This window comes from Streptomyces sp. HUAS 15-9 (assembly GCF_025642155.1).
In the GTDB taxonomy this organism is placed as follows: Bacteria; Actinomycetota; Actinomycetes; order Streptomycetales; family Streptomycetaceae; genus Streptomyces.
In genome coordinates this window covers 4,327,507-4,350,402 of record NZ_CP106798.1, presented here as the reverse complement: position 1 = coordinate 4,350,402, position 22,896 = coordinate 4,327,507, and the positions used below count along the sequence as shown (strand labels likewise).

Genomic DNA, 22,896 nt, shown 5'->3' with positions numbered 1-22,896 from the left:
GCACGGGCCGCCGGGGGTCGCGAGGAGGACTGCGGTGAGCGAGACGAGCCCGAGGCTGCGCGCCGAGCTGGAGGGTATCCCCACCTACAAGCCGGGCAAGCCCGCCGCGGCCGACGGTCCGGTCGCCTACAAGCTGTCCTCCAACGAGAACCCCTACCCTCCGCTGCCCGGGGTCATGGAGTCGGTGACCGCGGCCGCCGCGAACTTCAACCGCTACCCGGACATGGCGTGCGGCGGGCTGATGGACGAGCTGTCGGAGCGCTTCGACGTCCCGCTCTCCCATCTGGCCACCGGCACCGGCTCCGTCGGCGTCGCCCAGCAGCTGCTCCAGGCCACCAGCGGCCCCGGTGACGAGGTCATCTACGCCTGGCGGTCCTTCGAGGCGTACCCGATCATCACGCAGATCAGCGGTGCGCGATCGGTACGGGTGCCGCTCACGCCGGGCGATGTGCACGACCTGGACGCGATGGCGGACGCTATCACCGACCGGACCCGGCTGATTTTCGTCTGCAACCCCAACAACCCGACAGGCACGGTCGTACGGCGGGCCGAGCTGGAGCGGTTCCTCGACCGGGTGCCCCGTGATGTCCTGGTGGTGCTGGACGAGGCCTACCGGGAGTTCATCCGCGACCCGGAGGTGCCGGACGGTGCTGAGCTCTACCGTGGCCGGCCCAACGTCTGTGTCCTGCGTACGTTCTCGAAGGCCTATGGACTCGCCGGGCTGCGCGTCGGGTTCGCGATCGCGCATGAGCCGGTGGCGGCGGCGCTGCGCAAGACGGCCGTGCCGTTCGGTGTGAGCCAGCTCGCGCAGGAGGCGGCGATCGCCTCGCTGCGAGCCGAGGACGAACTGCTCGGCCGGGTCGGCTCGCTGGTGTGCGAGCGTCAGCGTGTGGTCGAGGCGCTGCGCGCCCAGGGCTGGACGGTGCCCGAGACCCAGGCCAACTTCGTCTGGCTGCGGCTGGGAGAGCAGACGGCCGCCTTCGCCGCTGCCTGCGAGCAGCATGGCATCGTGGTCCGACCGTTCCCCGGCGAGGGTGTGCGGGTGACGGTCGGGGAGCACGAGGCGAACGACATCTTCGTGAAGGTGGCGGAAGCGTTCCGCAAGGAGCTCTGAGGAAGCCCTACCGCTCTGCTCGTCCACGAACTCGCGAGGCGGCATTCGTCGCCTCGCGAGCTCGGCGTGGTGCCGTAGGGGAGGGCGAGGACGTCGCCCTGCGTCCAGAGGCGACGGTGCCGGGTGCGATGCCCTGGTGGGCGTCCGTTTCACGTGGAACGGAGCCGCCCGGCATGCGCCGGATTCAACATTCCATTGAAGCGACAGGGGAAGCCCCTGTGTGCCATGGGCCCACCGGTCCTTTTCGGCCCGCATCCGTCTGATTGTGCTTAGGGACCCCCCACCCCTCCAACGTCGAACGGCCATGCGTCATAATTGCTTGTGAATGTGAACGCGTTCACAAGCGTGTCCCGGTTGCTCCGCTGATGTGTGTGACATAAGGGGCAAACTGCCGCTTGAGCACGGCATGTAAGGAGACTGTCGACGTGGACTTGGCTTTGGCGCCGGAGACACTGGCGCGCTGGCAGTTCGGCATCACCACCGTCTACCACTTCCTGTTCGTGCCCTTGACGATCTCGCTGGCGGCCCTCACGGCCGGCCTGCAGACGGCGTGGGTACGCACAGAAAAGGAGAAGTACCTCAGAGCGACCAAGTTCTGGGGCAAGCTCTTCCTGATCAACATCGCGATGGGCGTCGTCACCGGCATCGTGCAGGAGTTCCAGTTCGGCATGAACTGGTCCGACTACTCACGCTTCGTCGGTGACATCTTCGGCGCACCGCTGGCCTTCGAGGCCCTGATCGCCTTCTTCTTCGAGTCCACCTTCATAGGTCTGTGGATCTTCGGCTGGGACAAGTTGCCCAAGAAGATCCACCTGGCCTGCATCTGGATGGTCTCGATCGGCACGTTCCTGTCGGCGTACTTCATCCTCGCGGCCAACTCATGGATGCAGCACCCCGTCGGTTACCGGATCAACAAGGCGAAGGGGCGTGCCGAGCTCACCGACTTCTGGCACGTCCTGACCCAGAACACCGCGCTGGCCCAGGCCTTCCACACGCTCTCCGCGGCCTTCCTGACCGGCGGCGCCTTCATGGTCGGCATCGCCGCCTACCACCTGTCCCGCAAGAAGCACATCACGGAGATGAAGACCTCGCTGCGGCTCGGTCTGATCACCGTGGTCATCGCCGGTCTGCTCACCGCGGTCAGCGGTGACACCCTCGGCAAGGTCATGTTCAGGCAGCAGCCGATGAAGATGGCCGCCGCCGAGGCGCTGTGGGACGGTCAGGACTCGGCACCGTTCTCGATCTTCGCGTACGGCGATGTGGAGAAGGGCCACAACACCGTCGCGATAGAGGTGCCGGGCGTGCTGTCCTTCCTCGCGAACGACGACTTCAGCTCCTTTGTGCCCGGCATCAACGATGTCAACAAGTCCGAGCAGCAGAAGTTCGGACCCGGTGACTACCGGCCGAACATCCCCGTCACCTTCTGGTCCTTCCGCTGGATGATCGGCTTCGGCATGGCGTCCTTCGCCATCGGTCTGGCCGGACTCTGGCTGACCCGGAAGAAGTTCATGCTGCCGCAGCACCTGCGGGTGAGCGAAGACGAAGTGCCGCATCTGGTCCTGTTCAAGAACAAGGCCCTCGGCCCGAAGCTCACCACCTGGTCCTGGCGCATCGCGATCTGGACCCTGGCCTTCCCGCTGATCGCCAACTCCTGGGGCTGGATCTTCACCGAGATGGGCCGTCAGCCCTGGGTCGTCTACGGCGTCCTGCAGACCCGCCACGCGGTCTCCCCCGGCGTCTCCCAGGCCGAGGTCCTCACCTCGATGACCGTCCTCACCCTGCTGTACGCGATCCTCGCCGTGGTCGAGGTCAAGCTGCTGGTGAAGTACGTCAAGGCCGGCCCGCCCGAGCTCACCGAGGCCGACCTCAACCCGCCCACGAAGATCGGCGGCGATGTCCGTGACGCCGACAAGCCGATGGCCTTCTCGTACTAGGCCGAGGGAGCTGCAGTCATGGAACTTCACGACGTCTGGTTCGTCCTGATCGCCGTCCTGTGGATCGGCTACTTCTTCCTGGAGGGTTTTGACTTCGGGGTCGGCATCCTCACCAAGCTTCTCGCCCGGAACCGGGCCGAGAAGCGGGTGTTGATCAATACCATCGGCCCTGTCTGGGACGGTAACGAGGTGTGGCTGCTCACGGCAGGTGGCGCGACCTTCGCCGCCTTCCCCGAGTGGTACGCCACTCTCTTCTCCGGCTTCTATCTGCCGCTGCTGGTCATCCTGGTCAGCCTGATCGTCCGGGGTGTCGCCTTCGAGTACCGGGCGAAGCGGCCCGAGGAGAACTGGCAGCGCAACTGGGAGACCGCGATCTTCTGGAGCTCGCTGATCCCCGCCCTCCTGTGGGGTGTGGCCTTCGGCAACATCGTGCGGGGTGTGAAGATCGACGAGCACGCCGAGTACGTCGGTAGCGTGTGGGACCTGCTGAACCCGTACGCGCTTCTCGGCGGCCTGGTGACGCTGACGCTGTTCACCTTCCACGGCGCGGTGTTCACCGCGCTCAAGACGGTCGGGGACATCCGGGAGCGGGCGCGGAAGCTCGCGCTGAGGGTCGGTCTCGTCACGGCCGTGCTGGCAGTGTTCTTCCTGCTGTGGACGCAGATCGACAGCGGTGACGGCAAGAGCCTGGCGGCCATGATCGTGGCGGTCGTCGCACTGGTCGCCGCCCTGGTGGCCAACCAGGCCGGCCGTGAGGGATGGTCGTTCGCCCTGTCCGGCGTCACGATCGTGGCCGCCGTGGCGATGCTCTTCCTGTCGCTCTTCCCGAACGTCATGCCGTCCTCGCTCAACGGTGACTGGAGCCTCACGGTCACCAATGCCTCGTCGAGTCCGTACACCTTGAAGATCATGACCTGGTGCGCAGGGATCGCCACGCCGATCGTGCTGCTCTACCAGGGCTGGACGTACTGGGTGTTTCGCAAGCGGATCGGCACACAGCACATAGCCGAACCCGCGCACTGAGTCTGCGGCAGGAGGGGTGTTCACCATGTTTCACGTGAAACACCCCTCCTCGGACCGAAGGGCATGTTTCACGTGAAACCGATCGATCCGCGTCTGCTGCGCTACGCCCGCGCCACGCGACTCTTCCTGGTGGCGGTCGTCGCCCTGGGTGCCCTCGGCGCCGGACTCGTCATCGCCCAGGCCATGCTCATCGCCGAAGTGGTGGTCGGCGCCTTCCAGCACGGCCAGTCGGCGAGTGAACTACGCACCCCCCTGGTGTTGTTGGTGGCCGTCGCCGCTGGCCGTGCGCTGGTCTCCTGGCTCACCGAGCTTGCCGCGCACCGGGCGAGTGCGGCCGTCAAGTCCGAGCTGCGCGGACGCCTCCTGGCGCGCGCCGCGGCACTGGGCCCCGGGTGGCTGAGCGGACAGCGGACCGGTTCGCTGGTCACCCTCGCCACGCGTGGTGTCGATGCCCTCGACGACTACTTCTCGCGCTATCTGCCGCAGTTGGGGCTCGCGGTGGTCGTACCGGCCGCGGTGCTCGCGCGGATCGTCACCGAGGACTGGATGTCGGCGGCGATCATCGTCGGCACCCTTCCGCTCATCCCTCTGTTCATGGTGCTGATCGGCTGGGCCACTCAGTCCCGGATGGACCGTCAGTGGCGGCTGCTGTCCCGGCTCTCGGGGCACTTCCTGGACGTCGTCGCGGGGCTGCCCACCCTGAAGGTGTTCGGGCGTGCCAAGGCGCAGGCCGACTCCATCCGCCGAATCACCGGTGAGTACCGCCAGGCGACCATGCGGACCCTGCGGATCGCCTTCCTCTCCTCCTTCGCACTGGAGTTGCTCGCGACGCTGTCGGTCGCGCTGGTCGCGGTGACGATCGGTATGCGGCTCGTCCATGGCGACATGGACCTGTACATCGGACTGCTCATCCTGGTGCTGGCGCCCGAGGCCTATCTGCCGCTGCGCCAGGTGGGAGCGCAGTACCACGCGGCGGCGGAGGGACTTGCCGCCGCCGAGGAGATCTTCGCCGTACTGGAGACGCCGGTACCCGAGTCCGGGACCGGGTCGGTGCCCTGGGGGACCCTCGCCTTCGAAGGCGTGACGGTCCGGTATCCCGGGCGGTCCACGGATGCCGTCACGGACGTCTCCTTCGCCGTCGAACCCGGAGAGACCGTCGCCCTGGTCGGGCCGAGCGGTGCGGGCAAGTCGACGCTGCTGAACGTCCTGCTCGGATTCGTACGGCCCAGTGAGGGCCGGGTGCGGATCGGGGGAGCCGATCTGGCCGACATCGACCTGGAGCGGTGGCGCTCGCGCATCGCCTGGGTGCCGCAGCGGCCGCATCTGTACGCCGGGACGATCACGGAGAACGTACGGCTGGCGCGTCCCGACGCGGACGACGACGCCGTGCGCCGGGCGCTGCGTGACGCGGGGGCCCTGGAGTTCGTGGACGCGTTGCCCCAGGGGGCCGGGACCGTGCTCGGCGAGGACGGGGCCGGGCTCTCCGCCGGGCAGCGGCAACGGCTCGCGCTGGCCCGGGCGTTCCTCGCCGACCGGCCCGTACTGCTGCTGGACGAGCCGACGGCCGCGCTCGACGGGGCGACCGAGGCCGAGGTCGTGACGGCGGTGCGGCGGCTGGCGGTGGGGCGGACCGCCCTGCTGGTCGTGCACCGGCCGGCGTTGCTCGGCGTCGCCGACCGCGTGGTGCGGCTGGAGGCAGCCGAGCCCTCCGCCACCGTGGCCCCCGCCTCTCCCGCTTCCGCCGTTGCCGGGTCCCGGGACGTGCGCTCCGTCGGGGCGGTGCCGGCCGAGGGTGTTGCCGAGGACGGGCCCGAAGCGGGCCTCACGAGGTCCAAGGGGCAACTCCTCGCCCGTGTCCGCGATCTCGCCGGCCCCCGGCGTGGACGCCTCGCCCTCGCGCTGCTGCTGGGGAGCCTGGCGCTCGGCTGTGCCGTCGGACTGATGGCCACCTCCGGGTGGCTCATCTCGCGTGCCTCGCAACAGCCGCCCGTGCTGTATCTGATGGTGGCCGTGACGGCGACGCGGGCCTTCGGAATCGGGCGGGCCGTGTTCCGGTACGCGGAGCGGCTGGTGTCGCACGACGCCGTACTGCGGATGCTGGCCGACACCCGGGTCGCCGTGTACCGGCGGCTGGAGCGGCTGGCCCCCGCCGGGCTCCGTACCGCCCGCAGGGGCGACCTGCTGTCCCGGCTCGTCGCCGACGTGGACGCGCTGCAGGACTACTGGCTGCGCTGGCTGCTGCCCGCGGGGGTCGCGACGGCGGTGTCCGCCGGATCCGTGGCCTTCACCGCCTGGCTTCTGCCCGGGGCCGGAGCCGCGCTCGCCGCGGGACTGCTCGCGGCCGGGATCGGCGTACCGCTGCTGACCGGCGCCGTGGCGCGGCGCGCCGAGCGACGGCTGGCGCCCGCCCGCGGAGACCTCGCGACGCGAGTGACCGACCTGCTCACCGGCACCGCCGAACTGACGGTCGCCGGCGCGCTGCCCGCCCGCACCGACGCGGCCCGGCGGGCCGACGGCACCCTCACTCGGATCGCCTCGCGCGCCGCCACCGCCACCGCGCTCGGCGATGGACTCACCGCGCTGATCTCCGGCCTGACCGTGGCGGTCACCGCCCTGCTGGGCGCCCAGGCCGTCGCCGCGGGCCGGCTGGACGGGGTGGCGATGGCCGTGGTCGTCCTCATCCCGCTGGCCGCCTTCGAGGCCGTGCTCGGGCTGCCGGTCGCCGTGCGCTACCGGCAGCGGGTGCGCCGGAGCGCGGAGCGTGTGTACGAGATCCTGGACGCCCCCGAGCCCGTATGGGAGCCGGAGCGGCCGCGCCAGGCGCCCGCGTCACCGTTCCCGGTCGTGGTGAAGGGGCTGGCCGCCCGGTACTCCGGGCAGCACCGGGAGGCGCTCACCGGGCTCGATCTGACACTGGAGGAAGGGCGCCGGGTCGCCGTGGTCGGGCCGTCCGGGTCCGGCAAGACGACCCTCGCCCAGGTGCTGCTGCGATTCCTCGACCCGAGCGCGGGCTCCTACACGCTGGCCGGCGTGGACGCGCACGCCCTGGACGGCGACGACGTACGGCGGCTCGTAGGGCTGTGTGCCCAGGACGCGCACCTCTTCGACAGCTCCGTGCGCGAGAACCTGCTGCTCGCGAAGAAGGACGCGACCGAGGCGGAACTGCGGGACGCGCTGGCACGGGCCCGGCTGCTCGACTGGGCGGACGGACTGCCCGACGGACTCGACACGCTCGTCGGCGAGCACGGCGCGCGGCTGTCCGGCGGACAGCGGCAGCGGCTGGCGCTCGCCCGAGCGCTGCTCGCCGACTTCCCGGTCCTCGTGCTCGACGAGCCCGCCGAGCACCTGGATCTGCCCACCGCCGACGCGCTCACCGCCGATCTGCTGGCCGCCACCGAAGGCCGTACGACGCTGCTCATCACCCACCGTCTCGCCGGACTCGACGCGGTGGACGACGTGATCGTGCTGGACGAGGGACACGTGGTGCAGCACGGACCGTACGCCGAACTGGCTGCCATGGACGGGCCGTTGCGCACCATGGTGGAGCGGGAGGCCGAGGCGGAGCTGCCGGCTGGAGTGCGCTGACGCGGCCCGTCGTACGGGCGGACCCGTCCGCGGCACCCGATGGGGCTACGCCCGGGCCGTCAGCAACTGCTCGATGACGACGGCCACCCCGTCCTCGTTGTTGGCGACCGTCCGCCCCGACGCCGCGGCGAGCACGTCCGGGTGGGCGTTGCCCATCGCGTACGACTGACCGGCCCAGGTCAGCATCTCCACGTCGTTGGGCATGTCCCCGAAGGCGACGACCTCCTCGTGCGAGATACCGCGCTCGGCGCAGCACAGGGCGAGGGTGCTGGCCTTGGAGACGCCGGGGCCGCTGATCTCCAGCAGCGCGCTGGGGCTGGAGCGGGTCACGTTGGCACGGTCGCCGACGGCGAGGCGGGCGAGGGTGAGGAACGCGTCGGGGTCGAGATCCGGGTGATAGGCGAGGATCTTGATCACCGGTTCGGCGGCACCCGGACCGTCGGACGCCAGCAGTTCCTCGGCAGGCGCGAGGTTGTCCGGTATCTCCATGTGCAGCTTCGGATAGGCCGGTTCCTGGTGGAAGCCGTACGTCTGCTCGACCGCGTACACCGTGCCCGGCGCCGCGTCGCGCAGCAGTCGTACGGCGTCGAGGGCGTTCTCCCGGGCCAGTTCGCGCACCTTCACGAACCGGTGAGTGCCGGGGCCGCCGTGCAGGTCGACGACGGCGGCGCCGTTGCCGCAGATCGCCAGGCCATGGCCGTGGACGTGGTCGCTGACCACGTCCATCCAGCGGGCCGGGCGGCCGGTCACGAAGAAGACCTCGATGCCCGCCTCCTCGGCGGCGGCCAGCGCGGCGACCGTGCGCGGGGACACCGACTTGTCGTCACGCAGCAGGGTGCCGTCGAGGTCGGTGGCGATCAGCCGCGGCGGGACGACGGGACTGCCGCCCTGCTCGAGCGCGGTCGAGAGCTTGGGGGAGGCCGGGGTCTCGGGCGTTCCGGTGGCTGAGGTCACCGGGTCATTCTCGCGCATATGCCAGCACGGCCGTGCGAGAGCCCGCACAGATGAGACACAGATGACGTGTAGCCGACGGCGATGTGGCCGGGTGGCACCGGGCCGGGTCAGTCCAGTTGTGCCGGGGCCTCCATGGCGATCTGCTCGAAGACCTTCTGGTCCACGGCGAAGTCCGTGTCGGGGATGGGCCAGTGGAGCACGATCTCGGTGAAGCCCAGCTCCCGGTGCCGGCCCGCGAAGTCCACGAACGCGTCCAGGGACTCCAGTGGCCGGGTCCGGTCCGGGGTGAAGCCGGTGAGCAGGATCTTGTCGAGGCCGGCCACGTTCCGCCCCAGCGCGGCGCAGGCGTCGGCCAGCTTCTCGGTCTGCCCGCGCAGCGCCCGGACCGACTCCTTCGGCGTGCCGCTCTCGTACAGCTTCGGGTCGCCGGTGGTCACCCACGCCTGCCCGTACCGCGCGGCGAGCTTCAGCCCGCGCGGGCCGGTGGCGGCCACCGCGAAGGGCAGCCGGGGGCGCTGCACGCAGCCCGGGATGTTGTGCGCCTCGTGCGCCGAGTAGAAGTCGCCCTCGTACGACACCGAGTCCTCGGTGAGCAGCCGGTCCAGCAGCGGCACGAACTCGGCGAGGCGGTCCGCGCGCTCGCGCGGACTCCACAGGTCCTGGCCGAGCGCCGTGGCGTCGAAGCCGGTGCCGCCCGCGCCGATGCCCAGCGTGATCCGGCCGCCGGAGATGTCGTCGAGCGAGATCAGCTCCTTGGCGAGGGTCACCGGGTGCCGGAAGTTCGGCGAGGTCACCAGCGTGCCCAGGCGGAGGTGGTCGGTGGCGGCCGCGGCGGCGGTCAGCGTCGGGATCGCGCCGAACCACGGACCGTCGCGGAAGCCGCGCCAGGTCAGGTGGTCGTAGGTGTAGGCGGTGTGGAAGCCGAGCTGCTCGGCACGCGTCCAGGCCGAACGGCCGCCTTCGTGCCAGCGGCGGTACGGGAGGATCACGGTGCTCAGGCGCAGACTCATGCGTTCGAGACTAAGGGCACCCTGCGTTCAGGGACGAAACGGTCACCGTACGCGGCTGCTCAGCCACGGGGTGAGGCCGAGCGTCGGCACATACTCCTTGACCGTACGGTCGCCGGGCAGCGGAACGATCAGGAACCGGCTCGGCGGGAAGCGGCGGGCCTTGACGTGTGCGAGGCCGTCGAAGACCGAGCGGAGGAAGGCGGGCACGTCGTCGCGCGGCACGTCGGGGCACTCGACGCCCTCGACGGTGATCAGCGCGTCGTCCTCGGGAAAGAGCCGCACGCTCACCCGGGGCAGGCCGCCGAAGTCGGCGTACGCCTCGTGGGGCAGTGAGCCGTCCGGGTCGGTGGTGACGCCGACGCCCGCCGCGCTGCGGCGCGAGGTCCGGTCGGCGCCGATGTCGTGGGTCACCTCGATCTCGCGCGCGTATTCGGCGGCTATCGCACGGAGCGCGGTGACGGCGGCCTCGGTGGTCGGCAAGTGGTCCATGCCACTGATCATGCCGGAAGGGGGTGGCAGTACGGCTCGGAACGGCTGTGGCTCGGAGAAGCTCAGTGCGGCTCCGAGAAGCGGAGGTACTCGGGCGGTACGGCCTTCGTCAGCCACACGCCGTTCGCGCTGACGTGGAAGACATGGCCGGCGCGGTGCATGGCTCCCGCGTCGACGGCCAGCACGACGGGGCGGCCGCGGCGGGCGCCGACCCGGGTCGCGGTCTTGCGGTCGACCGAGAGGTGTACGTCGTGCCTGTTCATCGGCCTGAGACCCGTTGCGCGGATCGACTCCAGGTTGCGGGCGACGGTCCCGTGGTACAGGTACGGCGGCGGGGTCGCCGGGGGCAGTCCGAGGTCGACCTCGACGCTGTGGCCCTGGCTGGCGCGGATCCGGGTGCCCTCTACGGCGAACCGCTTCTTGTCGTTGGCGGCCACCACATGGTCGAGCTCGGCGCGGCTGAACCGGAATCCGTGCGCGGCCGCCGCGGCGATCAGGGTGTCGATCTCGACCCAGCCGCCCTCGTCGAGCGTGAGGCCGATCCGTTCGGGCTGGTGCCGCAGGTGCTTCGAGAGATACTTCGACACCTTCACGGTGCGCCTCTCGTCCATCTCTCTTTCGTTCACTCCACCAGCGTGCGGGAGAGACGCGGATCACGCAGGTTATTTTCGCTCGGAGGTTTTGTCCACAACCAAGTCCGGTTATCCACAGGGGAATTGGCGAAGTTGTGGACAAGTAGTGGGCGATTCAGGGAGTTTCGTCAAGATCCCCCATAGCGACATGACTTGCCGTCAGGTCACCCAAGGGCCGGGCGCGTACCTCCCGTTCGGCGGCCAGCGCGACGAACTCGGCAGCCCGCTCGGTACCAACCAGCCGCTCCACGGCCTGGATCGTCTCCGCCGGGACCGGTACGGGACGGCTCTCCCCGAACGGTTTTCGTGGCTCCCCCGCGCCCAGCTGCCGACGCAGCTGACGGGTGGCGAACAGGCGCATCGCACGGGCGAGTTCGGCATCCACGGTCTGCTGCGCGAGGGGGCGCAGACGCCGTACGAGCGAGGCCGCTTCCGCTGCCTGAGCGTCGGTGAGACGGTGCGGGTCGTCCAGGTAGCGAGCGAAGACGTGCTCGGTCGTGAACTCCAGGAAACGGGTGGCCATGTGCTCGACCTGGACCCTCAACTCCCGCAGGTGGCCGGTGATCGCGGACAGCGGGACTCCGGCCTTGTGCAACTCGACCGCGACAGCCAGCTCTTGGGGGCTCGGCACGAGGAACGAGTCGGGGTCCGCGGGTACGGGTTCGAGCACGCCGAGTTCGACCGCCTCGGCCACGGCGTCGTCGTCGGGGGTGCCGCCGAAGCGGGCGTCCAGCTCCGCGGGAGACCCGGGAGGGCTCCTCGTCGGTCCACGGGCCCTCGATCTCGGTGACCAGGCCGAGGACACCGCCCAGGCCGCGGCCGGTGTCCCAGGCCTCCAGGAGTTCCTTGATGGAGGCCAGGGTGTAGCCGCGGTCGAGGAGGTCGGCGATCTGGACGAGGCGGGTGACGTGGACGTCGGAGTAGACCTTGGCCCTGCCTCGGCGTTCGGGGCGGGGGAGGAGGCCGCGGTCCTGGTAGGCGCGGATGGTTCGTACCGTGGTGCCGGTGTGGTGGGCCAGGTCTTCGATGCGATAGGGGGCGGGGGCCGGGGGGTCGGTCACGTGGAGTTCCTTGGGAGGTGCCTGGGCGGGGGTGGGTTCGCTCACCGCGCTTGCGGGTGCCGCTGCGCCCACCCGTGCCGCTGGGGGTCCCCCCTGCTCGAAGAGCTTGGGGGAGGCACGACTGCCCGCAGTTGTGCAGGGCCGCCGTCTCACAACCTCGGTTCCACCCGGGCAATCGCTCTCAACGCCCCCGGCATGAAACGGGACATGAGGTGTGCGCCGCGGGCCTCCGGGGTGACCGGTACCACCGCCTCGTTGCGGGTCACCGCTCGCAGGATCGCCTCCGCGACCTTCTCCGGTGGGTAGTTGCGCATCCCGTACAGGCGGGCCGTCCGCTTCTGGCGGCGGCGTTCCTCCTGCGCGTCCACTCCCGTGAAGCGTGCGGTGGAGGTGATGTTGGTGTTGACGAAGCCGGGGCAGATCGCCGTCACGCCGATGTCCTGGCCGGCGAGTTCGGCGCGCAGGCACTCGGACAGCATCAGGACGGCCGCCTTGGAGGTGCTGTAGGCGGGCAGCGCCTTGGAGGGCTGGTACGCCGCCGCCGACGCGATGTTGACGATGTGGCCGCCTTGGCCCCGCTCGGCCATCTGTCCGCCGAAGAGACGGCAGCCGTGGATGACACCCCACAGGTTGACGTCCAGGACCTTGCGCCAGTCGTCCGGCGTGGTGGTGAAGAAGGAGCCCGACAGCCCGATCCCGGCGTTGTTGACCAGCACGTCCACCACGCCGTACGCGTCGGCGACCTTCTCGGCGAGCTTCTCCATGGCGTGCTCGTCGGAGACGTCGACGGTCTCCGCCCAGGCCTTCGGCGCGCCGAGCAGCCGGGACAGCTCCGCCGTGCGTGCGGCGGACTCCGCGTCCCGGTCGACGGCCACCACACGCGCGCCCGCCTCCGCGAACGCGAACGCTGTCGCCCGACCGATGCCGCTGCCGGCGCCGGTGACCAGCACGAGCCGGCCGCCGAACCGTTCGCCGTGGCGCCCGGAGGGCTTCGCCTCGGGGCGGCCGCCCTCGACGCCGGTGACGAACTCGTCGATCCAGGCGGCAAGCTGGTCGGGGCGGGTGCGCGGTACCCAGTGCTTGGCCGGCAGAGTCCGCCGGGTCAGCTGCGGAGCCCACTGCTCCAGGTCGTCGTACAGCTTCTCGGAGAGGAAAGCGTCCCCCAGGGGCGTGATGAGCTGCACGGGCGCGTGGGCGTACGCGTCCGGGCGTGGCCTGCGCAGGCGGGAGCGTACGTTGTCCCGGTACAGCCAGGCGCCGTTCGTGGCGTCCGTGGGCAGCGAGGAGGTCGGGTAGTCGCCGCCGGGGACCTTCTCGACCCGCTCCAGGATCTTCGGCCAGCGTTTGCCGAGGGGGCCGCGCCAGGCCAGTTCGGGCAGGGCGGGCGTGTGCAGGAGGTACACGTACCAGGACTTGGCGCCCTGGCCGAGGAGCTGGCCCACGCGGCGGGGTATCGGGCGCTTCACGCGCGCGTTGATCCAGTGGCCGAAGTGGTCGAGGGACGGGCCGGACATCGAGGTGAACGAGGCGATGCGTCCCTCGGTGCGCTTGACCGTGACGAACTCCCACGACTGCACCGAACCCCAGTCGTGGCCCACCAGATGCACCGGCCGGTCCGGGCTGACCGCGTCCACGACCGCCAGGAAGTCGTCGGTGAGCTTCGCCAGCGTGAAGGCGCCGCGCAGCGGCTTCGGCGCCGTCGACTTGCCGTGGCCCCGGACGTCGTACAGCACCACATGGAAGTGGTCGGCGAGGCGGACGGCGACCTCCGACCAGACCTCCTTGCTGTCCGGGTAGCCGTGCACCAGGACCACCGTCGGCTGCGCCGGGTCCCCGAGCTCCGCCACGCACAGTTCGACCCCGCCCGTCAGCACCCGGCGCTCCCGTGCGCCCTTCAGCGTCGTCACTCGTCCTCCGCCCAGCGCCGCACTCCCCCACGCTCGAACGACCTCGCGCGGGGGGACCCCCATGGCAGATCGTCGTCCAGCCAGAAGGCACTCTGTTCGGGGTCCCTGGAGTCGGTGACGACCAGGATCTCCTCGAACTTCGCGCCCGTACCCCGGAAGCCGAGGTGGGGTTCGACCGCCCACAGGCCCGGCCGCGGCGGGTGGTCGGAGAAGCGGTACGGCGACCACAGGGGAGACCAGCCCTCGCGGTGGCCGTGCAGCGCGTCGGACGCCAGGCCCTTCAGAGACTGGGTGCCGAATCCGAACAGGTGCGGCGACCAGCGGCGCTGCCGCACCCGGTCCACCTTGTGCGCGATCACCCCGAAGGGGTACGCGCGATGCCGGTTCGCGTAGCCCTGGCGGACCATGAGGCGGTCCACGTCCTCGTAGATCTCGCGCAGCGGCCGCCGCTCGCGCACCTCGCGCAGGATCAGCTCACGGTGCGCCTCGAGGTCGGCCATCAGCCGGTCCTGAACCGGGTTGGGGCCGAGCGAGCCCGAGTAGCCGATGTCCGCCGTGTATCCCTCGTACACCGGGGCCATGTCCAGGATGAACGGCATCCCGGGTGCCAGACGGCGGTTGGTGGGGAAGAACTGGAGCGGCACTCGGAAGTTCACGAATGCCGTCCGGTCCCCGAACCAGGCGAAGGGCAGGTGGAACCAGTCCCGCACGCCCCGCTCGCGCAGCCACTCGCGCTGCATGCGCGCGGCCTCGCGCTCGGTCACCCCGGGCTCCAGCTGTGCCGCCACCGCCTCGGCGCATTCGTACGCCAGACGCTGGACACGTCTGAATCCCCGCAGCTCCACGGGGAGTCCGCTGTTCACTGCCGTCGTCATGCCGCCCCGTCCCGTCGACTGCGGTACGCGTCCGTAACTTGACACCGGTGAATGTGACAGTTGTTAGAGGCGGCGTCAATAGGCGGGATCATGAGCTGTGGATAACTCTCAGGAAGGGCATCCCCTAGGGCCCCGTACGACTGGAGTCTGACGCCAAGACGGCTCTGCGGTCTGACGACTTGCGTGGCGCGCGTCACTACCGTCGAGGACGTGACTGTGATCGCGACCGAAAGCCTGAGCAAGCGGTTCCCCCGGGTGACCGCGCTTGACCGGCTCTCCGTGGACGTGGGACCCGGTGTGACGGGGCTCGTGGGTGCCAATGGAGCCGGCAAGTCCACACTGATCAAGATCCTGCTGGGTCTGTCCCCCGCCACCGAAGGCCGCGCCGAAGTGCTCGGCCTCGACGTCGCCACCAAGGGCGGCGCCATCCGCGAGCGGGTCGGCTACATGCCGGAGCACGACTGCCTGCCGCCCGACGTCTCGGCCACCGAGTTCGTCGTCCACATGGCCCGTATGTCCGGCCTGCCCCCGGCCGCCGCCCGCGAGCGCACGGCGGACACCCTGCGCCACGTCGGTCTGTACGAGGAGCGCTACCGCCCCATCGGCGGCTACTCGACCGGCATGAAGCAGCGGGTGAAGCTGGCCCAGGCGCTGGTCCACGACCCGGAGCTGGTGTTCCTGGACGAGCCGACCAACGGCCTCGACCCGGTCGGCCGTGACGAGATGCTCGGCCTGATCCGCCGCATCCACACCGATTTCGGCATCTCGGTCCTGGTCACCTCGCATCTCCTCGGCGAACTGGAGCGCACCTGCGACCACGTCGTCATCATCGACGGCGGCAAGCTCCTGCGCTCCAGCTCCACCCGGGACTTCACCCAGACCACGGCCACGCTGGCGATCGAGGTAACCGACACGGACGAGCACCCCGACGGCACCCGTGCGGTGCGCGACGCGCTGCACGCGCGCGGGGTGACCACCCTCGACGAGGGCAGCGGCCTGCCCGGCGCCGGACACATCCTGCTGCTCACCGCCACGGGCGAGGAGACCTACGACCTGGTGCGCGACGTCGTCGCCGACCTGGGCCTCGGCCTGGTGCGCATGGAGCAGCGCAGGCACCACATCTCGGAGGTCTTCACGAGCGACACGGACAGCGACGCACAGCACAGCGACGCACAGCGGAAGGAGGCGGTCGGCCATGGCGGTTGAGCCCACCGTGACGACACCGGCGGGTGACCAGACCCGCATCCACAACATCGGCTACCGCAGCTACGACGGCCCCCGACTGGGCCGCGCCTACGCCCGCCGGTCCCTGTACTCGCAGTCCCTGCGCGGCTCCTACGGCCTCGGCCGCTCGGTGAAGTCCAAGGTGCTGCCGATGCTGCTGTTCGTGGTGATGTGCGTGCCGGCGGCCATCATGGTCGCGGTTGCCGTCGCCACCAAGGCGCACGAACTGCCGGTGTCCTACACCCGCTACGCGATCGTGATGCAGGCCGTCATCAGCCTGTACATCGCCTCGCAGGCACCCCAGTCCGTCTCCCGCGACCTGCGCTTCAAGACCGTACCGCTGTACTTCTCGCGGCCCATCGAGACCGCCGACTACGTCCTCGCCAAGTTCGCGGCACTGGCCTCGGCGATGTTCGTCCTGACCGCCGCCCCGTTGCTCGTGATGTACGTGGGCTCGCTGCTGGCCAAGATGGGCTTCGCCCACCAGACCAGGGAATTCGGCCAGGGACTGGTCTCCGTGACGCTGCTCTCGCTGCTCTTCGCCGGTATCGGCCTGGTCATCGCGGCCGTGACCCCGCGCCGCGGCTTCGGTATCGCGGCCGTGATCGCCGTCCTGACCATCTCCTACGGCGCGGTCTCCACCCTCCAGGCCATCGCCGACACCCAGGGCAGCAGCGGCGCGGTTCCGTGGATCGGCCTCTTCTCGCCGGTCACGCTCATCGACGGGGTGCAGTCGGCCTTCCTGGGCGCCTCCTCCGCCTTCCCCGGAGGGGTCGGGCCGTCCGACGGGGAGGGCGCGGTGTACGTCCTCGTCGTCCTGGGCCTCATCGCCGCCAGCTACGGCCTCCTGATGCGCCGCTACCGGAAGGTGGGACTGTGACCACGCTCTCCATCGACCACGTCTCCCGCTGGTTCGGCAATGTGGTCGCCGTCAACGACATCACCATGACCATCGGCCCCGGCGTCACCGGCCTGCTCGGCCCCAACGGCGCCGGAAAGTCCACCCTGATCAACATGATGGGCGGCTTCCTGGCCCCCTCCACCGGCTCGGTCACGCTCGACGGGCAGCCGGTGTGGCGCAACGAGCAGATCTACAAGCACATCGGCATCGTCCCCGAGCGCGAGGCGATGTACGACTTCCTCACCGGCCGCGAATTCGTCGTGGCCAACGCCGAGTTGCACGGCCTGGGCGCCAAGGCAGCCCAACGCGCCCTGGCCACGGTCGAGATGGAGTACGCACAGGACCGGAAGATCGCCACGTACTCCAAGGGCATGCGGCAGCGCGTGAAGATGGCCTCCGCGCTGGTCCACGACCCGTCGCTGCTCCTGCTCGACGAGCCGTTCAACGGCATGGACCCGCGCCAGCGCATGCAGCTCATGGACCTGCTCCGGCGGATGGGCGACGAGGGCCGCACGGTGCTGTTCTCGTCCCACATCCTCGAAGAGGTCGAGCAGCTCGCCTGGCACATCGAGGTCGTCGTCGCGGGACGGCACGCGGCCAGCGGCGACTTCCGCAGGATCCGCCGCCTGATGACCGACCGCCCGCACCGCTATCTGGTCCGCTCCAGCGACGACCGCGCCCTCGCGGCCGCGCTGATCGCCGACCCGTCGACGTCCGGCATCGAGGTCGATCTCACCGAAGGTGCGTTGCACATCCAGGCCGTCGACTTCGGCCGCTTCACGACCCTGCTGCCGAAGGTCGCCCGGGACCACGGCATCCGGCTGCTCACGGTCTCGCCGTCCGACGAGTCCCTCGAGTCCGTCTTCTCGTATCTGGTCGCGGCGTAGGAGGCCGAAGATGTACGACCCCACAGTCGCCCGGCTCACCTACCGGGCCCTGCTCGGCCGTCGCCGGGCTCTCATCCTCGGCGCGCTGCCGATGCTGCTGATCGCGATCTCCGTGGTGGTGCGCGGCCTGGCCGGCGCCGACGACCAGACCGCGGCCGACCTGCTGGGCGGCCTGGCGCTCGCCACGATGGTGCCGATCATCGGCGTCATCGCGGGCACCGGTGCGATCGGTCCGGAGATCGACGACGGCTCGGTGGTGTATCTGCTGTCCAAGCCGATCAAGCGGCCCGCGATCATCTTCACCAAGCTGATCGTGGCGATCGCCGTGACCATGGTGTTCTCCGCGGTGCCGACCCTGATCGCGGGCTTCATCCTCAACGGCAACGGCCAGCAGATCGCCGTCGCCTACACGGTCGCGGCCCTGGTCGCCTCCATCGCCTACGCGGCCCTGTTCCTGCTCCTGGGCACGGTGTCGCGACACGCGGTGATCTTCGGGCTCGTCTACGCCCTCGTCTGGGAGGCACTGTTCGGCTCCCTCGTCTCGGGTGCCCGCACGCTCAGCGTCCAGCAGTGGGCGCTGGCGGTCGCCCACAAGGTCACGGGCGGTGACCTGGTCACATCGGACGTCAGCCTGACCACGGGCACGGTGCTGCTGGTCTCGGTCACCGTGCTGGCCACCTGGTACGCGGGACAGAAGCTGCGGTCGCTGACGCTGGCGGGCGAGGAGTAGGCGCAGGCGAGGAACAGGCACATCGGCCTTGACGGGGGCTTCACCCCCCGTCCGGGCACACTGGATCCGGGGGATGCACTGCTGGGAGGCACGGGAATGGCTGACGAGGCGCTGCCGTACGACGAGTGGGACGGGGTCGTCTTCGACGAGGACTTCATACGGTCCGCCGAGCCGTCCGAGCCGTCCGCCCGTGCCCGGATGCTCGCCGCCCGCTGGCGTGCCGAGTCGCCCGAGCCGCAGCCGTGGCGCTCCGACGAGCCGCCCGCGGGGTGGTTCTTCAGCAAGTCACGTCGGCGCAGGTGGCGCCGCCGGTAGGGCGGTTCCGCGCACCGGTTAATTCAGTGGCGCCCAACTCGGGGGCGGGGCAGAGTGGTTGTGCCCCACCCGCCGGGACGGACCCGGCGTCACGATCTGGGAGAGGAGCCGGGCGATGCCCATGCACGGCAGTATGCCCAGCTCCCGACAGGGCAGTTCGCAGCGGACTCCGGAGTAGCCGTTACCTCTCCGTGGAGCCGCGAACTGCCCGGGGCGGCCGCTTCGAGCACGCGATGTCGCTCTCGCGTGGGCCGCCCACCCGGAGGATTGGCCGAGTGGTAAGGCACTGGCTTGCTAAGCCATGGTCGGGTCGAGAGGCCCGCGCACGTTCGATCCGTGCATCCTCCGCGAGACGCTGTCACCGGGACTTGGTCGAGTTTCAGGGCCAGGGTACGTCAAGGATTTCAGGGCTCGGGTACGTCAAGAAGGCACCCGGAGCTGCAGGCTGTGCCCACCCTCCCCCACTCTCGGCTTCGCTCGAGCCGGGGGCCCCATTCGCCCTGCGGAACGACTGCCCACAGCGGTCGGGACGACTGTCCGCGGCGGTCGGAACGACTGCCCGCTGTGGTCGGGACGACTGTCCACAGCGGTGGGATGACTGTCCACGGCAGTCGGGATGACTGCCCACGGCGGTCGGAACGACTGCTCGCTGTGGTCGGGACCGCAGTCGCTGGCGTCAGTTCAGCAACCGTTCCAGTACCACGGCTATGCCGTCCTCCTCGTTGGATGACGTCACCTCGTTCGCCACTGCCCTCAGTTCCTCGTGGGCGTTGGCCATGGCGACGCCCCGGGATGCCCAGGTGAACATCGGGATGTCGTTGGGCATGTCGCCGAAGGCGATCGTGTCGGTGGCCTTCAGACCCAGGCGGCGGGCCGCCAGGGAGAGGCCCGTCGCCTTGGACAGGCCCAGCGGCAGCAGCTCCACGATGCCCTCGCCCGACAGGACGACCGTGACGAAGCCGCCCGCGGCCCGGCGGGACGCCTCGGCCAGCTCGTCGTCCGAGAGGGTGGGGTGCTGGATGTAGATCTTGTTCAGCGGCGCGGCCCAGAGAGCGGACGCGTCCGTGAGCGGCGTCGCCGGGAGCCTTCCGGTGACCGCGTACCCGGGGCCGACCAGCACCTTGCCGTCGAGGCCGTCCTGGCTCGCCGCGAGGAACAGCGGGCCCACCTCGGCCTCGATCTTGGCCAGGGCCACCGCCGCCACTTGGCGGTCCAGGGTGACGGAGGTCAGCAGACGGTGCTGGCCGGCGTCGTACACCTGCGCGCCCTGCCCGCAGACGGCGAGGCCCCTGTATCCGAGGTCGTCGAGGACGTGCCGGGTCCAGGGGGCGGCGCGGCCCGTGACCACGATGTGCGCCGCGCCCGCCTCGGTGGCCGCGGCGAGCGCGTCACGGGTGCGCCGTGAGATCGACTCGTCGGAGCGCAGGAGCGTTCCGTCGAGATCGGTGGCGACCAGCCCGTACGGGAAGCCGTCGCTCACTTGGCCACCGGCTCCAGGACCTCCCGGCCGCCCAGGTACGGGCGCAGCACCTCGGGGACCCGGACGGAGCCGTCGGCCTGCTGGTGGTTCTCCAGGATCGCCACGATCGTGCGCGGTACGGCGCACAGCGTGCCGTTCAGCGTCGCCAGCGGGCGGACCTGCTTGCCCTCGCGGACGCGGATCGACAGGCGGCGGGACTGGAACTCGGTGCAGTCCGAGGTCGACGTCAGCTCGCGGTACTTGCCCTGCGTCGGGATCCACGCCTCGCAGTCGAACTTGCGGGAGGCCGAGGCGCCCAGGTCACCGGTGGCCACGTCGATGACGCGGAACGGCAGCTCCAGCGAGGTCAGCCACTGCTTCTCCCACTCCAGCAGGCGCTGGTGCTCCTCCTGCGACTCCTCGGGAGCGACGTAGGAGAACATCTCGACCTTGTCGAACTGGTGGACGCGGAAGATGCCCTTGGTGTCCTTGCCGTGCGAGCCGGCTTCGCGGCGGAAGCACGGCGAGAAGCCGGCGTAGCGCAGCGGGAGGCGGTCCGCGTCGATGATCTCGTCCATGTGGTAGGCCGCCAGCGGCACCTCGGACGTGCCGACCAGGTACAGGTCGTCCTTGTCGAGGTGGTAGACGTCCTGGGCCGCCTGGCCGAGGAAGCCGGTGCCCGCCATGGACTGGGGGCGGACCAGGGCCGGGGTCAGCATCGGCGTGAAGCCCGCGGCCGTCGCCTGGGCGATCGCCGCGTTCACCAGGGCCAGCTCCAGCAGGGCGCCGACACCGGTGAGGAAGTAGAAGCGCGAGCCGGAGACCTTGGCGCCGCGCTCGACGTCGATCGCGCCGAGCAGCTGGCCGAGCTCCAGGTGGTCCTTGGGCTCGAAGCCCTCGGCGCCGAAGTCGCGGATGGTGCCGTGCGTCTCCCGCGTGACGAAGTCCTCCTCGCCGCCGACGGGCACGTCCGGGTGGACGAGGTTGCCGAGCCTGAGCACGAGCTCCTGGGTCTCGGCGTCGGCCGCGTCGCGCTCGGCGTCGGCGGCCTTGACGTCGGCCTTGAGCTGCTCGGCACGCTTGAGCAGCTCGGCCTTCTCGTCCGCCGGGGCCTTGGGGATGAGCTTGCCGAGCTGCTTCTGCTCGGCGCGCAGTTCGTCGAAGCGGACGCCGGACGACCTGCGCCGCTCGTCGGCAGACAGGAGGGCGTCGACGAGCGCGACGTCCTCTCCACGGGCGCGCTGGGACGCGCGCACACGGTCGGGGTCCTCACGGAGCAGGCGAAGGTCAATCACGGGCTCAAGGCTACCGGTGCCGGGTTGCCGCTCACGAATCACTATTCCAACGGGTTCCGATTCGCGGCTTACGTTCCGTTATGAGCGAATTGCCGAGCGTGTCAAGGAAAAGTGTCTCACTCCCTGGGACGGGGCAAGCGGCGGGCGTCGTGTTGACTCGATTCCCTTGTGGAAAGCGGGATTTGGAAGCTCGGTTGTCCACAGGGGTCCACACTCCGGGAAGGGTTATCCACAGGCTGTGCGGAAGGTCTGTGGATTTCGGAATTGATCACTCCGGAAGCGTTCGACGGGCCGAAGAATTCCCCACCCAAACCGCCCTGACACCTACTTTCGGGTGGAAAGTGGTCGCCCCAAAAGATGAACCAAAGGAAACGAGTGGACGAAGGGTGACCTGTGCGCCGGTGGCCCCATCTGGGGTCCGCAGGGCGATTTGTCGACTGAGTGGCACTTCGTTGTCGACTTGTCCCCAGGTCGAGAAGAGGGCCTGTGGATAACTCCTGTGGACAACGAAGGTATGCAGGTAGGACTTGCTAGAAGCGGCCGTCCTGGCACCGAGCCACCCAGTCCGCCGCCGCCACGAACTCCTCGTCCGACGTCCCCGGCAGCGTGGGCCGGACATCGTCGGGCTTGATGTCGGCCCGCGGGTACGAGCCGAGGAACCGCACCTGCAGACAGATCCGCTTCAGCCCCATCAGGGCCTCGGCCATCCTGCGGTCGGAGATATGACCCTCGGCGTCGATGCAGAAGCAGTAGTTGCCGATACCGGCGCCGGTGGGCCGGGACTGCAGCAGCATCAGGTTGATGCCCCGGGTGCCGAACTCGCCGAGGAGGTCGCGCAGCCCGCCGGGGTGGTCGTCGCGCTGCCACAGCACGACAGAGGTCTTGTCCGCGCCGCTCGGCGCCGCGGGCCGGGCCGGCCGGCCCACCAGGACGAACCTGGTCTGCGCGTTCTCCGCGTCGTGGATCCCGGTCTCGAGGGGCACCAGTCCGTACCGGGCGGCCGCGAACTCACCGGCGAAGGCGGCGTCGTAGCGGCCCTCCTGGACCAGCCGGGCGCCGTCGGCGTTCGAGGCGGCCGACTCCCAGACGGCGTCCGGGAGGTTGGCCCTGAGCCAGTTGCGGACCTGCGGCTGGGCGGCCGGATGGGCGGTGACCGTCTTGACCTCGGACAGCTTGGTGCCGGGCCGGACCAGCAGCGCGAAGGTGATCGACAGCAGCACCTCGCGGTAGATCATCAGCGGCGCGCCCGCGACCAGCTCGTCGAGGGTGGTCGTGATGCCGCCCTCGACCGAGTTCTCGATCGGCACGAACGCGGCCTCGGCCTCACCGGCGCGCACGGCGTCGAGAGCGGACTGCACCGAAACGTACGGGATCAGCTCCCGGGTCGCCGCCTCCGGAAGTGTGCGCAGGGCCACTTCAGTGAAGGTGCCCTCGGGGCCGAGATACGCATAGCTCGCTGGCATGTCCTCACCCTAATGGCCTCGGGGAAACGGGGCTCACG

Annotated in this window: 18 protein-coding genes, 1 tRNA gene and 1 pseudogene; 10 read left to right on the top strand and 10 right to left on the bottom strand. The window is 70.0% G+C overall.

What is annotated here, in order from left to right; genetic code table 11:
• The first annotated feature begins 34 nt into the window (after window positions 1–34).
• From hisC to cydD, 4 genes are all read left to right on the top strand, one after another.
• On the top strand, window positions 35–1,114 hold the full coding sequence (gene hisC, locus N8I87_RS20110; protein ID WP_263210553.1) for a histidinol-phosphate transaminase: 1,080 nt from the start codon (window positions 35–37) through the stop codon (window positions 1,112–1,114).
• A gap of 425 nt (window positions 1,115–1,539) precedes the next feature.
• Entirely contained in the window at window positions 1,540–3,048 is a 1,509-nt protein-coding gene (locus N8I87_RS20105) for a cytochrome ubiquinol oxidase subunit I (RefSeq protein WP_263210551.1), read from the top strand.
• Between the two features lie 18 nt (window positions 3,049–3,066).
• Window positions 3,067–4,071, top strand: a complete 1,005-nt coding sequence (cydB, locus tag N8I87_RS20100; RefSeq protein WP_263210550.1) for a cytochrome d ubiquinol oxidase subunit II — start codon at window positions 3,067–3,069, stop codon at window positions 4,069–4,071.
• A 63-nt stretch (window positions 4,072–4,134) separates the two neighbouring features.
• A complete protein-coding gene (gene cydD, locus N8I87_RS20095) occupies window positions 4,135–7,656 on the top strand; it encodes a thiol reductant ABC exporter subunit CydD (RefSeq protein ID WP_263210549.1) in 3,522 nt (1,173 codons plus the stop codon).
• Window positions 7,657–7,701: 45 nt separating this feature from the next.
• Here the strand turns inward: cydD and N8I87_RS20090 are convergent, their stop codons facing one another.
• The 7 genes and pseudogenes from N8I87_RS20090 to N8I87_RS20060 form a co-directional block, all read right to left on the bottom strand.
• Window positions 7,702–8,628: an HAD-IIB family hydrolase gene (locus tag N8I87_RS20090; protein ID WP_263210548.1), complete on the bottom strand. Its 927-nt coding sequence runs from the start codon at window positions 8,626–8,628 to the stop codon at window positions 7,702–7,704.
• Between the two features lie 89 nt (window positions 8,629–8,717).
• Window positions 8,718–9,620, bottom strand: a complete 903-nt coding sequence (locus N8I87_RS20085) for an LLM class flavin-dependent oxidoreductase (protein ID WP_263210547.1) — start codon at window positions 9,618–9,620, stop codon at window positions 8,718–8,720.
• Window positions 9,621–9,662: 42 nt separating this feature from the next.
• Window positions 9,663–10,109 carry a hypothetical protein gene (locus N8I87_RS20080; RefSeq protein WP_263210546.1) on the bottom strand — a complete coding sequence of 149 codons (447 nt, stop codon included), beginning with the start codon at window positions 10,107–10,109 and terminating at the stop codon, window positions 9,663–9,665.
• 62 nt (window positions 10,110–10,171) lie between these two features.
• A complete protein-coding gene (locus tag N8I87_RS20075; RefSeq protein WP_263216558.1) occupies window positions 10,172–10,720 on the bottom strand; it encodes an RNA 2'-phosphotransferase in 549 nt (182 codons plus the stop codon).
• Between the two features lie 136 nt (window positions 10,721–10,856).
• Window positions 10,857–11,802: pseudogene (locus tag N8I87_RS20070) on the bottom strand (MerR family transcriptional regulator).
• A gap of 149 nt (window positions 11,803–11,951) precedes the next feature.
• Window positions 11,952–13,709, bottom strand: a complete 1,758-nt coding sequence (locus N8I87_RS20065; protein WP_263210545.1) for an SDR family oxidoreductase — start codon at window positions 13,707–13,709, stop codon at window positions 11,952–11,954.
• The gene (locus N8I87_RS20060) at window positions 13,706–14,584 is read right to left on the bottom strand and encodes a M24 family metallopeptidase (protein ID WP_263210544.1); all 879 of its coding nucleotides are present in this window, start codon (window positions 14,582–14,584) and stop codon (window positions 13,706–13,708) included. Before N8I87_RS20060 ends, N8I87_RS20065 begins: the two co-directional genes overlap by 4 nt.
• Window positions 14,585–14,800: 216 nt before the next feature.
• Here N8I87_RS20060 and N8I87_RS20055 point away from each other — a divergent pair, with 216 nt between their 5' ends.
• From N8I87_RS20055 to N8I87_RS20030, 6 genes are all read left to right on the top strand, one after another.
• Window positions 14,801–15,790 carry an ABC transporter ATP-binding protein gene (locus N8I87_RS20055; RefSeq protein ID WP_263216555.1) on the top strand — a complete coding sequence of 330 codons (990 nt, stop codon included), beginning with the start codon at window positions 14,801–14,803 and terminating at the stop codon, window positions 15,788–15,790.
• Window positions 15,780–16,688: an ABC transporter permease subunit gene (locus N8I87_RS20050; RefSeq protein WP_263210542.1), complete on the top strand. Its 909-nt coding sequence runs from the start codon at window positions 15,780–15,782 to the stop codon at window positions 16,686–16,688. Before N8I87_RS20055 ends, N8I87_RS20050 begins: the two co-directional genes overlap by 11 nt.
• A complete protein-coding gene (locus N8I87_RS20045; RefSeq protein ID WP_263210540.1) occupies window positions 16,685–17,596 on the top strand; it encodes an ABC transporter ATP-binding protein in 912 nt (303 codons plus the stop codon). The genes N8I87_RS20050 and N8I87_RS20045 overlap by 4 nt, the downstream gene beginning before the upstream one ends.
• 10 nt (window positions 17,597–17,606) lie before the next feature.
• Complete coding sequence (locus N8I87_RS20040; RefSeq protein ID WP_263210538.1) at window positions 17,607–18,326, top strand: ABC transporter permease; 720 nt, start codon at window positions 17,607–17,609, stop codon at window positions 18,324–18,326.
• 96 nt (window positions 18,327–18,422) lie between these two features.
• Window positions 18,423–18,641 carry an SGM_3592 family protein gene (locus N8I87_RS20035; RefSeq protein WP_263210537.1) on the top strand — a complete coding sequence of 73 codons (219 nt, stop codon included), beginning with the start codon at window positions 18,423–18,425 and terminating at the stop codon, window positions 18,639–18,641.
• Between the two features lie 261 nt (window positions 18,642–18,902).
• A tRNA-Ser gene (locus N8I87_RS20030) sits at window positions 18,903–18,989 on the top strand.
• Between the two features lie 328 nt (window positions 18,990–19,317).
• On the opposite strand, the gene N8I87_RS20025 is transcribed toward N8I87_RS20030, so the two are convergent.
• From N8I87_RS20025 to pheA, 3 genes are all read right to left on the bottom strand, one after another.
• Window positions 19,318–20,121 (bottom strand): HAD family hydrolase, encoded by an 804-nt coding sequence (locus tag N8I87_RS20025; protein WP_263210536.1) that lies wholly within the window; start codon window positions 20,119–20,121, stop codon window positions 19,318–19,320.
• Window positions 20,118–21,395: a serine--tRNA ligase gene (serS, locus tag N8I87_RS20020; protein ID WP_263210535.1), complete on the bottom strand. Its 1,278-nt coding sequence runs from the start codon at window positions 21,393–21,395 to the stop codon at window positions 20,118–20,120. The genes N8I87_RS20025 and serS overlap by 4 nt, the downstream gene beginning before the upstream one ends.
• Window positions 21,396–21,925: 530 nt before the next feature.
• Complete coding sequence (gene pheA / locus N8I87_RS20015; RefSeq protein WP_263210534.1) at window positions 21,926–22,858, bottom strand: prephenate dehydratase; 933 nt, start codon at window positions 22,856–22,858, stop codon at window positions 21,926–21,928.
• Window positions 22,859–22,896: the final 38 nt, after the last annotated feature.